13 protein-coding genes are annotated in these 13,442 nt (G+C 69.8%); 11 read left to right on the forward strand and 2 right to left on the reverse strand.

The genetic code is table 11. The features are described from left to right. The first annotated feature begins 149 nt into the window (after positions 1-149). From WJ35_RS08355 to WJ35_RS08365, 3 genes are all read left to right on the forward strand, one after another. A complete protein-coding gene (locus tag WJ35_RS08355) occupies positions 150-1,448 on the forward strand; it encodes a THUMP domain-containing class I SAM-dependent RNA methyltransferase (RefSeq protein WP_069239034.1) in 1,299 nt (432 codons plus the stop codon). A gap of 342 nt (positions 1,449-1,790) precedes the next feature. Continuing rightward, positions 1,791-2,207, forward strand: a complete 417-nt coding sequence (locus WJ35_RS08360; RefSeq protein WP_069239035.1) for a VOC family protein — start codon at positions 1,791-1,793, stop codon at positions 2,205-2,207. Between the two features lie 73 nt (positions 2,208-2,280). Then, the gene (locus tag WJ35_RS08365; protein ID WP_010091378.1) at positions 2,281-2,967 is read left to right on the forward strand and encodes a helix-turn-helix transcriptional regulator; all 687 of its coding nucleotides are present in this window, start codon (positions 2,281-2,283) and stop codon (positions 2,965-2,967) included. 56 nt (positions 2,968-3,023) lie between these two features. On the opposite strand, the gene WJ35_RS08370 is transcribed toward WJ35_RS08365, so the two are convergent. Next, the gene (locus WJ35_RS08370; RefSeq protein WP_060236217.1) at positions 3,024-3,947 is read right to left on the reverse strand and encodes a carbon-nitrogen hydrolase family protein; all 924 of its coding nucleotides are present in this window, start codon (positions 3,945-3,947) and stop codon (positions 3,024-3,026) included. A gap of 80 nt (positions 3,948-4,027) precedes the next feature. On the opposite strand from WJ35_RS08370, the gene WJ35_RS08375 reads away from it, so the two are divergent. From WJ35_RS08375 to WJ35_RS08390, 4 genes are all read left to right on the forward strand, one after another. After that, positions 4,028-4,948, forward strand: a complete 921-nt coding sequence (locus tag WJ35_RS08375) for a LysR family transcriptional regulator (RefSeq protein WP_069239036.1) — start codon at positions 4,028-4,030, stop codon at positions 4,946-4,948. Positions 4,949-5,054: 106 nt separating this feature from the next. After that, positions 5,055-5,564, forward strand: a complete 510-nt coding sequence (locus tag WJ35_RS08380; RefSeq protein WP_060236223.1) for an NUDIX hydrolase — start codon at positions 5,055-5,057, stop codon at positions 5,562-5,564. Continuing rightward, positions 5,561-6,700, forward strand: coding sequence for a tRNA 2-thiouridine(34) synthase MnmA (mnmA, locus tag WJ35_RS08385; protein WP_069239037.1), 1,140 nt, complete (start codon positions 5,561-5,563; stop codon positions 6,698-6,700). The genes WJ35_RS08380 and mnmA overlap by 4 nt, the downstream gene beginning before the upstream one ends. 115 nt (positions 6,701-6,815) lie before the next feature. Next, a complete protein-coding gene (locus tag WJ35_RS08390; protein ID WP_069239038.1) occupies positions 6,816-8,435 on the forward strand; it encodes an FMN-binding glutamate synthase family protein in 1,620 nt (539 codons plus the stop codon). A 97-nt stretch (positions 8,436-8,532) separates the two neighbouring features. On the opposite strand, the gene WJ35_RS08395 is transcribed toward WJ35_RS08390, so the two are convergent. Beyond that, positions 8,533-9,147 carry a glutathione S-transferase family protein gene (locus WJ35_RS08395; RefSeq protein WP_060236227.1) on the reverse strand — a complete coding sequence of 205 codons (615 nt, stop codon included), beginning with the start codon at positions 9,145-9,147 and terminating at the stop codon, positions 8,533-8,535. 180 nt (positions 9,148-9,327) lie between these two features. On the opposite strand from WJ35_RS08395, the gene WJ35_RS08400 reads away from it, so the two are divergent. The 4 genes from WJ35_RS08400 to WJ35_RS08415 all read left to right on the forward strand — a co-directional run bounded on the left by WJ35_RS08400 (position 9,328) and on the right by WJ35_RS08415 (position 13,413). Then, the gene (locus WJ35_RS08400) at positions 9,328-10,725 is read left to right on the forward strand and encodes an aminopeptidase P N-terminal domain-containing protein (protein ID WP_060236228.1); all 1,398 of its coding nucleotides are present in this window, start codon (positions 9,328-9,330) and stop codon (positions 10,723-10,725) included. A gap of 40 nt (positions 10,726-10,765) precedes the next feature. Then, on the forward strand, positions 10,766-11,944 hold the full coding sequence (locus tag WJ35_RS08405) for a UbiH/UbiF/VisC/COQ6 family ubiquinone biosynthesis hydroxylase (RefSeq protein WP_060236231.1): 1,179 nt from the start codon (positions 10,766-10,768) through the stop codon (positions 11,942-11,944). A gap of 168 nt (positions 11,945-12,112) precedes the next feature. After that, the gene (gene dusB, locus WJ35_RS08410; protein ID WP_069239039.1) at positions 12,113-13,183 is read left to right on the forward strand and encodes a tRNA dihydrouridine synthase DusB; all 1,071 of its coding nucleotides are present in this window, start codon (positions 12,113-12,115) and stop codon (positions 13,181-13,183) included. Further along, positions 13,180-13,413, forward strand: a complete 234-nt coding sequence (locus WJ35_RS08415) for a Fis family transcriptional regulator (RefSeq protein ID WP_006401675.1) — start codon at positions 13,180-13,182, stop codon at positions 13,411-13,413. Before dusB ends, WJ35_RS08415 begins: the two co-directional genes overlap by 4 nt. Positions 13,414-13,442: the final 29 nt, after the last annotated feature.

The following is a 13,442-nucleotide window of genomic DNA, read 5'->3' on the forward strand; positions in this document are numbered from 1 at the left end:
CGCACGCCGAACAGATTCCACGGGGGGCGGGCGGCCGGCCGCTTCAAACCGGCCTCTCGCGGCCGCCGGCCGCCCTCGCGGCACGACGCGCCGGCCCTGCCGCCCGCGCCGCGTACAATAATGGACTTTTGTCCGTCTTCCCCCGCCTTATGTCCTCGCCCACCCAGTACGAATTCTTCGCTCCCTGCCCGCGCGGCCTCGAAGCGGCGCTTGCCGCCGAGCTGGCCGAGATCGCCGGCAGCCATCTGAACGGCGCGCCGTTCGCCGCGGGCGCGCAGGTGCCGGGCGGCGTCCATTTCCGGGGCGGCTGGGCCGCCGGGATGGCCGCGAACCTGCATTCGCGGATCGCGAGCCGCGTGCTGCTGAAGATCGCGCACCGCCCGTACCGCAATGAGCAGGACGTCTACGCGCTCGCGCTCGAGCAGCCGTGGGAGCGCTGGTTCGCGGCGACGCAGACGCTGCGCGTCGACATCACCGCGATCAAGTCGCCGCTCAAGAGCCTCGAGTTCGCGACGCTGCGCGTGAAGGACGCGATCTGCGACCGCATGCGCGACAAGACCGGCGCGCGCCCGAGCATCGACACCGGCGCGCCCGACGTGCGCGTGTTCGCGTTCCTGACCGCCACCGACTGCACACTGTACCTCGACACGTCCGGCGAGCCGCTGTTCAAGCGCGGCTGGCGCCTCGACAAGGGCGCGGCGCCGCTGCGCGAGAACCTCGCGGCCGGCATCCTGCGCCTGACCGGCTGGACTCCCGGCACGCCGCTGTACGACCCGATGTGCGGCAGCGGCACCTTCCTCGCGGAAGCGGCGCAGATCGCGCTCGGCGTGGCGCCGGGCGTCGAGCGCCGCTTCGGCTTCGAAAAGCTCAAGCAGTACGACATCACCGCGTGGCAGGGCCTGAAGGTCGCGGCGCTGGACGCGAAGCGCGCGGCGCGCGGCAAGCGCGACGATCTGCTGGTCTACGGCAGCGACATCTCCGGCGACATGCTCGAGAAGGCGCGCGCGAACCTCGAACGCGCGGGCGTGCCGTCGCTGTGGCTCAAGCAAGTCGACGCGCGCGCGATGACGCCGCCGTGCGACGCGCCGGGGATCATCGTCGCGAACCCGCCGTACGGCGAGCGGATCGAAGTGCGCGGCCGCGGCCCGCGCGGCGATGCGCGCGAGACGGGCCGCAATCGCGGCAACGACGACGCGTTCCGCCGCACCCACACCGACGCGCCCGACAGCGAGTTCTTCAACGCGCTCGGCGACGCGCTGAAGCAGCGCTTCGCCGGCTGGCAGGCGTTCCTGCTGACGTCCGACCGCGCGCTGCCCGGCCAGCTCCGGCTGCGCGAATCGGCCAAGACGCCGCTCTTCAACGGCGCGCTCGAATGCCGGCTGTTCCGCTTCGACCTGATCGCGGGCAGCGTGAAGGCGCGTCCGGCCGCTGCGGAAGGCGACGCGTGACGCGCCGCTCCCGCGCACCGGCCGCTGCGGCCGGCTGCTGACAGCCAGTCCCCGACGCCCGGCATTCGCCGGGCGTTGTTACTTGCGGCGCCGATGCGTGCGCCGCTTCGTCTGCCGTACCTTCCACCCCACCGTCCGCTTCGGCGCTGCGCTGCGCGCCGGCTGCCGCCGCGCGACGCGCGAAGCGCGAACGGGCAGGCGCTTTCCACACCGGCGCGCGGTGCGTTGTCAGTACCGCCATCACTACTGACAGCACGCTGTCAGCAGCCCTCGATCACACTGCAATCCCGGCGCAATGCAACGCCGGTTTCCATCAAGAATCCGAACAACAAGGAGCTCGTCATGACGTCCGCGACTGCAAACGCAAACGCACCCGCAACCCTCGACCGTGCCATCGCCTGGTTCGACATTCCGTCCCTCGATTTCGACCGCGCGATCCGCTTCTACGAAACCGTGCTGCAGACGACGCTGCATCGCGACGTGATCGGCGGCGTGCCGATGGCCGTGTTCGGCCACGAAGCGTCGGCCACCGGCGGCAGCATCGTCTACGACCCGCAGCAGATGAAGCCGAGCGCGACCGGCGTGCTCGTCTACCTGAACGCGGGCGAATCGGTCGTCGCGGCGCTCGACCGCGCGAAGCGCGCGGGCGGCGTCGTGCAGGGGTCGGTCGTCGAACTGCCGAACAACTACGGTTACATCGGCTACCTGATCGATACCGAAGGCAACCGCGTCGGCCTGCACGCGCCGAAATGCCACTGACGGCGTCCACCGGGCGGCGGGCGCGGCGCTATCATCGCGGTGTCGCCGCTTTTGAAGGAATCGAGGTGCAGCAATGACGCGTCGTGCCGATCGCCTGTTCCAGATCGCCGAGCTGCTGCGCGGGCGTCGCCTGACGACCGCGCAGCAGCTCGCCGACTGGCTGTCGGTGTCGCCGCGCACCGTGTACCGCGACGTGCGCGACCTGCAGTTGTCAGGGGTGCCGATCGAAGGCGAGGCCGGCATCGGCTACCGGCTGAACCGCAATGCGAGCCTGCCGCCGCTCACCTTCACCGCGGAGGAGCTCGCGGCGCTCGCCGCCGGCGCGCGGATGCTCGAGACCTGGGGCGGCGCGCGCTTCGCGGGCGGCGCCCGTTCGGCGCTCGCGAAGATCGCGTCGGCGATGCCGGCCGACAAGCGCAACGCGCTCGACCGCCTGCCGGTGTTCGCGCCGTCGTTCCACATCGACGCGGCGTTCTGCGCGAAAGTCGATGCGATCCACCAGGCGGTGGACACGCGGCACGTCGTCAGCTTCGCGTATCGCGACCGCCTCGGCGCGAACACGCAGCGCCGCGTGTGGCCGCTTGGGCTCGTGTACTGGGGCGGGCGCTGGACGATCGGCGCGTGGTGCGAGCTGCGCGACGACTTTCGCACCTTCGACATCGCGCGGATGGGCGACATCACCGTGCACGAGCAGTTTCCGGACATGGAAGGGCGCCGGATCGCGGATTACATGCGGATCGCGGAAGCGCCGATGCGCTGACGCGCCCGGGCAGGCGGCACGCAGCGGCACGGTTGCGCGCGCCGCCGCCGGTTCGCTCATTCCCCGAACACCACCGCTCGCTTCGGTCGTTCGTCCACGTGCAGCGAGAACACGTCGGCGCGCGCATAGTGCCCGACCACGTCGAAGTCGTAACGCGCGCGCACCAGCTCGTCGAGATCGATGCGCGCGGTGACGAGCCCCTCTTCCCCGATCAGCGGCTCGGCCAGCAGGTCGCCGAGCGGTCCGACGATCACGCTGCCGCCGCGGATCAGCGGCCGCTCCGGGTCCCAGCCCGGCACGTCGATCCCGAGCGCGCGCGGCGACGGCAGCACCTGGCACGCGCTCACGACAAAGCAGCGCCCCTCGTGCGCGATATGGCGCATCGAGCTTTGCCAGACGTCGCGCTCGTCGACGGTCGGCGCGCACCAAATCTGCACGCCCTTCGCATACATCGCGCAGCGCAACAACGGCATGTGGTTCTCCCAGCAGATCACGGCGCCGGCCCGCCCCGCGGCGGTCTCGACGATGGGCAGCGTCGAGCCGTCGCCCTGCCCCCAGATCAGCCGCTCGGTGCCGGTCGGCATCAGCTTGCGATGCTTCGCGACGAGCCCGTCGCGCGGGTCGAAAAACAGCGCCGTGCAATAGAGCGTGCTGCCGCCGCGCTCGATCACGCCGACCACGAGGCTCGCGGCGGTGCGCTGCGACAGCGCGGCCAGCTCGTCCGTTTCCGGCCCCGGCACGTCGATCGCTTGCGCGGCGTAGCGCGCATACGCGTCGCGGCCTTCGGGCAGCCGGTAGCCGAGCCGCGTGCCGAAGATCTCGCCTTTCGGATAGCCGCCTAGCACGGCTTCGGGCAGCACCACGAGCGATGCGCCGCAATCGCGGATCGCCGCTTCGTAGCCGAGGATCTTGTCGAGCGTGGCGCGCGTGCCGGCGGGCGATGTGCCGAGCTGCAGCGCGGCGATGACCGAGGTGGACATGACGGTGTCTCCGGTGATGGAAATGACGCCATCTTTGTCGATAAGATTCCATCGATCAAATCGATGGAACGATAAGTGATATGAACGGTGATGATATCTCTCGCATCGACCTGAACCTGCTGAAGGTGTTCGAGGCGCTGTACGAGGAAGGCGGCGCGAGCCGCGCGGCGCTGCGGCTCGATCTGACGCAGTCGGCCGTCAGCGCGGCGCTCGCACGGCTGCGCGCGCTCTACGCCGATCCGCTGTTCGTGCGCACCGGCCGAGGGCTCGCGCCGACACCACGCGCGGACGAGCTGAAGCCGATCCTGTCCGACGCGCTCGACCGCTGCCGGCAGAGCCTCGCGATCGCCGCCGACAGCGGCGACCGGCTCGGCCGCACGATCTCGCTCGGGCTGTCGGACGACTTCGAGATCGCGCTCGGCAGCGCGCTGATCGCCGCGGTCGCGAAGGAGGCGGCCGGCATCCGGCTGATCTTCCGGCAGACGCACAGCGGCATCGCCGGCGACGCGCTGCTGCGGCACGGCGTCGACCTCGCGATCGCGTCGGGCGGATTTTCGGCGAGCGGGCTGAGCCGGCGCGCGGTCGCGACCGGCGGCTACGCGTGCCTGATCGATCCGGCGGCGCGCGCACGGCCGGCGCGCGCGCTGACACTCGCCGACTATCTGCGGCACGACCATCTGCTGGTGTCGTCAGGGGGCGTGATCGGCATCGTCGACGAAGCGCTGGCCGCGCTCGGCCACAAGCGGCGCGTCGCCGCGTCGACCACGCATTTCGCCGCACTGCCTTACCTGCTGCTCGGCACGGCCGCCATCGCGACGATCCCCGCGCACGCGGCGCGGGCGATCGCGCGCACGACGCCGCTGCGCTGCGTCGCATGCCCGGTCGAACTGCCCGGCTATCCGGTAGAAATCGGCTGGCGCACGAGCACGCAGCGCGATCCGGCGATCGTGCGCGTGCGCGACGCGATCGCAGCGTGCGTCGCGACGATCGTCGCGGCGTGACGGCCGGGGTGACTTGGCGACGCGGCGACGTTTCGGGTCCAAAAGGGTCGGATAGATCACCCGACCGCCCGGCACCCGCCGGTCGCAACCGGTAAAATGCGATCCCATGAAACCCGAAATCTGGACCCCGCACGTGACCGTCGCGGCGATCGTCGAGCGCGCCGGCCGCTTTCTCGTGATCGAGGAAGAAACCTCGGCGGGCCTGCGCATCAACCAGCCCGCCGGCCACCTCGAAGCCGGCGAATCGCTCGCCGACGCCGTGATCCGCGAAACGCTCGAGGAAACCGCGCATCCGTTCGAGCCCGACGCGCTCGTGGGCGTGTACCTCGCCCACTACGACCGCCCCGGCAACGCGGGCGCCACCTATCTGCGCTTCACGTTCTGCGGCGCGGCGGGCGAGCCGCTGCCCGGGCACCCGCTCGACGACGGCATCGTCCGCACGCGGTGGATGACGGCCGACGAGCTGCGCGCATGCAGCGACCGTCACCGCTCGCCCGCGGTAATGCGCTGCGTCGACGACTATCTCGCCGGGCGGCGCGTGCCGCTCGATTTCGTGCATACGCATTCGGTCGCGCCGCGGCCGGACGCATTCGATCGTCAGATGGTGAACAAATGAGCAAGCGACGTGTCGTGGTCGGCATGTCGGGCGGCGTCGATTCGTCGGTGACCGCGTGGCTGCTGAAGGAACAGGGATACGACGTCGTCGGCCTGTTCATGAAGAACTGGGAAGACGACGACGACGGCGAATACTGCTCGACGCGCCAGGACTGGATCGACGTCGTGTCGGTCGCCGACCTGATCGGCATCGACGTCGAGGCGGTCAACTTCGCCGCCGAATACAAGGACCGCGTGTTCGCCGAGTTCCTGCGCGAATATTCGGCCGGCCGCACGCCGAACCCGGACGTGCTGTGCAACGCCGAGATCAAGTTCAAGGCGTTCCTCGATCACGCGATGACGCTCGGCGCGGAAACGATCGCGACCGGCCACTACGCGCGCGTGCGCGAGCGCGACGGCCGCTTCGAACTGCTGAAGGCGTTCGATCACACGAAAGACCAGTCGTATTTCCTGCACCGGCTGAACCAGGCGCAGCTGTCGAAGACGATGTTCCCGCTCGGCGAGATCCCGAAGACGAAGGTGCGCGAGATCGCCGCGCAGATCGGGCTGCCGAATGCGAAGAAGAAGGATTCGACCGGCATCTGCTTCATCGGCGAGCGGCCGTTCCGCGATTTCCTGAACCGCTATCTGCCGACGAAACCCGGCCCGATGAAGACGCCCGACGGCAAGACGGTCGGCGAGCACATCGGCCTCGCGTTCTACACGTTCGGCCAGCGCAAGGGCATCGGCCTCGGCGGCAGCAAGGACGGCAGCGGCGAGCCGTGGTTCGTCGCCGCGAAGGACATCCCGTCGAACACGCTTTACGTCGTGCAGGGCCACGACCATCCGTGGCTGCTGTCGCGCCGGCTCGTCGCCGGCAACGTGAGCTGGACCGCCGGCGAGCCGCCGGCCGACGGCTTCGCGTGCGGTGCGAAGACCCGCTACCGGCAGGCGGACGCGGGCTGCTCGTTCGCCCTTGCCGGCGGCGAGCGCTTCTCGCTGACCTTCGACGACGCGCAATGGGCGGTCACGCCCGGCCAGTCGGCGGTGCTGTACGACGGCGAGATCTGCCTCGGCGGCGGCATCATCGAGCACGCGGCCAGCGGCCGCGATGCTGCTGCTGCGGCCCCCGCAGCGGCACTCGTCGAAGCACGCTGACACCCATTCGGTTTAGACTTGCGGCACGCCGCGCCCGGCGCAACACGATTGCACCGAGGCCGGCGCGCCGCCGTCGCAGCGTACGCATGGCGGCCTACTTTCACGGAGTTCCCCCATGCTTTCCAGACGTTACCTCGCGATGTGGGGTGCCGTGCTGTTGCTCGCCGCCGCAGCCGCACTCGCGTCGATCCATGCGCTGTCCTGGCTGTGGATCATTGTCCCCGCCGCCCTCGTTGCCCTCGGCCTGTACGACCTGAACCAGGACCGTCACGCGATCCTGCGCAACTACCCGCTGTGGGGCCACCTGCGCTTCCTGTTCGAATTCATCCGGCCGGAAATCCGCCAGTACTTCGTCGAGGACGACACCGACGAGAAACCGTTTTCACGCGCGCAGCGCAGCCTCGTCTACCAGCGCGCGAAGAACGTCGGCGACAACCGCCCGTACGGCACCGAGCTGAACGTGAAGGCGCTCGCGCACGAATGGATCAGCCATTCGCTCGCGCCGACCAAGCTGCCGAACCACGATTTCCGCATTCGCGTCGGCGCGGGCCGCGCGCAGCCGTACGACATCTCGATCTTCAACATCTCGGCGATGAGCTTCGGCTCGTTGTCCGCGAACGCGATCCGCTCGCTGAACCTCGGCGCGAAGAAAGGCGGCTTCGCGCACGACACGGGCGAAGGCTCGCTGTCGAAATACCACCGCGAGCACGGCGGCGACATCATCTGGGAAATCGCGTCCGGCTACTTCGGCTGCCGCAACGACGACGGCACGTTCAGCCCGGACAAGTTCGCGAAGCAGGCGGCCGATCCGCAGGTGAAGATGATCGAGATCAAGCTGTCGCAGGGCGCGAAGCCGGGCCACGGCGGCGTGCTGCCGGCCGCGAAGATCACGCCCGAGATCGCCGAGACGCGCGGCGTGCCGATGGGCAAGGACTGCATCTCGCCGGCGACGCACTCGGAATTCTCGACGCCGCGCGGGCTGCTCGAATTCGTCGAGCGGCTGCGCACGCTGTCCGGCGGCAAGCCGACCGGCTTCAAGCTGTGCATCGGCCATCCGTGGGAGTTCTTCGGCATCGCGAAGGCGATGCTCGAGACCGGCATCGTGCCGGACTTCATCGTCGTCGACGGCGCCGAGGGCGGCACCGGCGCGGCGCCGCTCGAATTTACCGATCACGTCGGCGTGCCGCTGCAGGAAGGGCTGCTGCTCGTGCACAACACGCTCGTCGGGATCGGCGTGCGCGACCGCGTGAAGATCGGCGCGAGCGGCAAGATCATCACCGCGTTCGACGTCGCGCGCACGCTCGCGATCGGCGCCGACTGGGTGAACTCCGCGCGCGGCTTCATGTTCGCGGTCGGCTGCATCCAGGCGCAGACCTGCCACACCGGCCGCTGCCCGACCGGCGTCGCGACGCAGGACCCGGTGCGCCAGCGCGCGCTCGTCGTGCCGGACAAGGCCGACCGCGTGTACAACTTCCACCGCAACACGCTGCACGCGCTGCAGGAGCTCGTGCAGGCGGCCGGCCTCGCACATCCGTCCGAGCTGCGCGCGCATCACATCGTGCAGCGCATCGCGCCGCACGAGGTCCGGCTGATGTCCCAGCTGCTCAAGTACCTGAAGCCCGGCGCGCTGCTCGACGGCGGCCACTGCGGCTTTACGCTGTACGAGAAATGGTGGCCGCTCGCGCGCAGCGACTCGTTCACGCTCGGCGACGCCGTCTACGCGTCGATCGAGTGACGGCGCCGGCCGGCAAGAAAAAAAACGCGCCTCGGGGCGCGTTTTTTCATCTGCGGAATGCGCGGGCGGCAGCGGCGCCTGCCGATTCAGCCGCGACTCAGCCCCGCGGCACCGTGTCGATGAACGACTGGCGCTGCATCAGCTTCACGAAGTGCTTGTCGAGGTTCGGGTGGCGCTCGCGCCAGTTCAGCTCGGGCATCCGGAAGTCGAGATAGCCGAGCGCGCAGCCGAGCGCGACGTCGGCGAGCGTGTAATGATTACCGACGCACCACATCTTGCCGCCGAGGCCCTGCGACATTGCGACGAGCGCGTCGTCGATCTTGCGCTGCTGGCGGGCGATCCAGCTCTCGCTGCGCTGATGCGCGTCGCGCTGCACGTTTTCGATGCGGATCGCGACCGACGCGTCGAGCGCGCCGTCGCACAGCGCCTCCCAGCAGCGCACCTCGACGCGCTCGCGGCCCGACGGCGGAATCAGCTTGCCGACCGGCGACAGCGTGTCGACGTATTCGCAGATCACGCGGGAATCGAACACCGCGGCGCCGTCTTCCATCACGAGACACGGAACCTTGCCGAGCGGGTTCGAGGCATGAATGTTCGTGTCCGGCGCCCAGACGTTCTCGAGCTCCAGCTTGTAGTCGATCTTCTTTTCAGCAAGCACGATCCGCGCCTTTCGGACGAACGGGCTGCTGAGCGAACCGATTAATTTCATCATCTGCCTTTGTTGAGGAACCGCCGAGAGTATACGTTGTCGCCGATCATAACCGGCCGGCGACAGCCGGTAGAAAATCGCCCATTCGGCCTGTGGATGGTTTGCAACAACCGCGCCAGCGCCGTTGCGGCCCCGTCCCCACGCCCTCTCACGCGCCGCGTCCGGCGGCGCTACAATCGCACGATGAATGCGCCCCACGAATCCGCCATCGCCGTCGACGTCTACCGCCAGCGCCGCGAGCGCGTGCTTGCCGCACTGCGCGCCGCGGGCGGCGGCGTCGCCATCGTTCCCACCGCGCCGGAAGTGATGCGCAACCGCGACACGGGCTATCCGTATCGCCACGACAGCTACTTCTACTACCTGACGGGCTTCGCCGAGCCGGACGCCGTGCTCGTGCTGAACGCGTCCGCGCCGCACGGCGCGCCGCAATCGATCCTGTTCTGCCGCGCGAAGAATCCCGACCTCGAGATCTGGGAAGGCTTCCACTACGGCCCGGAGGCTGCGCGCGACGCGTTCGGCGTCGACGCGGCATACGCCGCCGACGCGCTCGACACGGAAATGCCGCGCCTGCTCGCCGATGCGGGCACCGTGCACTACCGGTTCGGCGCGTCGGCCGAGTTCGACCGCCAGCTCGGCCGCTGGCTCGACGCGGTGCGCGCGCGGGCGCGCACGGGCGTCGCAGCGCCCGACGCGCTGCTCGACCTCACGCCGCTCGTCGACGACATGCGGCTCGTCAAGGACGAGCACGAGCTCGCGATCATGATGCGCGCCGCGCACATCTCGGCGCTCGCGCATCGCCGCGCGATGCAGGCGTGCCGGCCGGGCGTGCGCGAATACGAACTCGAGGCCGAGCTGCTCTACACGTTCCGCAAGCACGGCGCGCAGGCGCCGGCCTACGGCTCGATCGTCGCGGCGGGCGCGAACGCGTGCGTGCTGCATTACCCGGCCGGCTACGCGGCCGCGCGCGACGGCGACCTGATCCTGATCGACGCGGCGTGCGAGCTCGACGGCTACGCGTCGGACATCACCCGCACGTTCCCGGCCAACGGGCGCTTCTCGCCCGCGCAGCGCACGCTGTACGACATCGTGCTCGCCGCGCAGCAGGCGGCGATCGACGCGACGCGCGCCGGCGTGCCGTTCGAGGCGCCGCACGACGCCGCCGTGCGCGTGCTCGCGCAGGGCCTGCTCGACACCGGCATCATCCCGAAGACGCGCTTCTCGAACGTCGACGACGTGATCGCGGAGCGTGCGTATGCGCGCTTCTACATGCACCGCACCGGCCACTGGCTCGGCATGGACGTGCACGACTGCGGCGACTACCGCGAGCGGCTCGCCGAGCGCGACGCCAACGGCGCGCTGCCGTGGCGCACGCTGCAGGCCGGCATGGCGCTGACCGTCGAGCCGGGCCTGTACGTGCGCGCCGCCGACGACGTGCCGCCCGAATACTGGAACATCGGCATCCGCATTGAAGACGACGCGATCGTGCGCGAGCAGGGCTGCGAGCTGATTTCGCGCGACGTGCCCGTCGCGGCCGCCGAGATCGAGGCGCTGATGCGCGCAGGCGCGGCGCACGGCGCCTGAGCAGGCGGCGCCGACCGTTTCATCCGTTTCACGATTCCTGATGACGACCGATTCCTCCCCGGCCACGCCGGACCACGACATCGCCATCGTCGGCGCGGGCCCCGTCGGGCTCGCGCTGGCCGGCTGGCTCGCGCGGCGCAGCGCGACGCGGCACTGGTCGATCGCGCTGATCGACGCGCGCGAGCCCGCCGCAAGCGCGAACGATCCGCGCGCGATCGCGGTGTCGCACGGCAGCCGCGTGCTGCTCGACACGCTCGCGTGGCCCGCCGACGCGACGCCGATCGAACACATCCACGTGTCGCAGCGCGGCCATTTCGGCCGCACGCTGATCGACCGCGACGAGCACGACGTGGCGGCGCTCGGCTACGTCGTGCGCTACGGCTCGATCGTGCAGGCGCTGGCGGGCGCGGTGCGCGGCACGCGCGTCGACTGGCTCACGTCGACCTCGGCGCGCGCGCCGCGGCAGGACGCCGACGGCGTCACGCTGACGCTCGACGGACCGCAGGGCGAACGCACGCTGCGCGCGCGGATCGTCGTCAATGCCGAAGGCGGGCTGTTCCACGAGCAGCGGGACGACGGCGGCAAGCACCGCCGCGACTACGGCCAGACTGCGCTCGTCGGCACGGTGACGGTGTCCGCGCCGCGCCCGAACGTCGCGTGGGAGCGCTTCACGCACGAAGGCCCGCTCGCGCTGCTGCCGCTCGGCGGCGCCGATTACGCGCTGGTGTGGTGCTGCGAGCCCGGCGAAGCCGCTCGCCGCGCCGCGCTGCCCGACGACGCGTTCCTGCGCGAGCTCGGCATCGCGTTCGGCGAGCGCATGGGCCGCTTCGTCGCGATCGCCGGGCGCGCGTCGTTCCCGCTCGGCCTGAACGCCGCGCAGACGCTCGTCGACCGCCGCACCGCGATCGTCGGCAATGCCGCGCAGACGCTGCACCCGGTCGCGGGCCAGGGGCTCAACCTCGGCCTGCGCGACGCGCATACGCTCGTCGACACGCTGTCCTGGCACGGCGCCGAGCCGGCCGCGCTCGCTGCCTTCAACGCGCGGCGCGCGCTCGACCGGCGCTTCACGATCGGCGCGACCGACACGCTCGCGCGGCTGTTCACGATCGAGGCGGGCCCGCTCACGCTGCTGCGCGGCGCGGCGCTGACCGCGCTCGAACTCGTGCCGCCGCTCAAGGCCGCGATCGCCCGCCAGATGATGTTCGGCCAGCGCCGCTGACGCGCGCGCCGCCACCCCCGCCGCACCGCGCGGTGTCCGATGCGCGCCACGCGCAGCGCGCCGGACAAACCGGGTCAAATCGGCGCGGCAGGGGAATACGGTAAAATGCGCGTTTCCCTCCGCCGTTTTCATGCCCGCGCTGGTCGGTCCGCGGGCGATGTCATTGCGATGCCCGTTATCGGCTCTCACGTATTGCGCAACAACCTGTTCGTCGCCCCGATGGCCGGCGTGACGGACCGGCCGTTCCGCCAGCTGTGCAAGCGGCTGGGGGCCGGCTATGCCGTGTCCGAAATGGTCGCGTCCAACGCCCAGCTGTGGAAAAGCGCCAAGACGATGCGGCGCGCGAACCACGAAGGCGAGGTCGAGCCGATCGCCGTGCAGATCGCCGGCGCCGACCCGGCGATGATGGCCGAAGCCGCCCGCTACAACGTCGACAACGGCGCGCAGATCATCGACATCAACATGGGCTGCCCGGCGAAGAAGGTGTGCAACGTCGCCGCGGGCTCCGCGCTGCTGCAGAACGAGCCGCTCGTGAAGCAGATCGTCGAGGCGGTCGTCGGCGCGGTCGGCACGGGGCCCGACGCCGTGCCCGTCACGCTGAAGATCCGCACCGGCTGGGACCGCGAGCACAAGAACGCGATCACGGTCGCGCGCCTCGCCGAGGCCGCCGGCATCTCGATGCTCACCGTGCACGGCCGCACGCGCGCCGACCTGTACCGCGGCGAAGCCGAATACGAAACCATCGCGGCCGTGAAGGCGGCGGTCGGCATTCCGGTCGTCGCGAACGGCGACATCACGTCGCCGCAGAAGGCGAAGGCGGTGCTCGACGCGACCGGCGCCGACGCACTGATGATCGGTCGCGCCGCGCAAGGCCGGCCGTGGCTGTTCCGTGAAATCGATCATTTCCTGCAAACCGGCGAGCTGCTGCCGCCGCCGCTGATCGACGAGATCCAGCAGGTGATGAACGAGCATCTGGAAGATCACTACGCGTTCTACGGAGAATTCACGGGAGTCCGTACTGCGCGCAAGCACATCGGCTGGTACACTCGCGGCCTTTCCGGCGCCAACGGGTTCCGGCACCGGATGAACACGCTCGATTCCACCCGCGAGCAGCTCGCCGCCGTCAATGCATTCTTCGAAGCGCAGAAGGCGCTGTCCGATCACCTCGTCTACGTCGACGAGGACGGGGATGAGGATGACCACGGCGAGTCGGACGACCATAACCAGTTAGCAGCATGAGCAAGCACAACATCGAACAATGTGTCCGCGAGAGCCTGGACGTGTATTTCCGGGATCTAGACGGCTCCAATCCGCACGACGTCTACGAAATGGTGATGTCCTGCGTCGAAAAGCCGATGCTCGAGGTCGTGCTCGAACAGGCGGGCGGCAACCAGTCGCTCGCCGCGGAGTACCTCGGCATCAACCGCAATACGCTGCGCAAGAAGCTGCAGCAGCACGGCCTGCTGTAGCCGGCCGCCTTGTCCCCGTTTCCCTGGCT

It is taken from the genome of Burkholderia ubonensis (genome assembly GCF_001718695.1).
GTDB lineage: Bacteria > Pseudomonadota > Gammaproteobacteria > Burkholderiales > Burkholderiaceae > Burkholderia > Burkholderia ubonensis_B.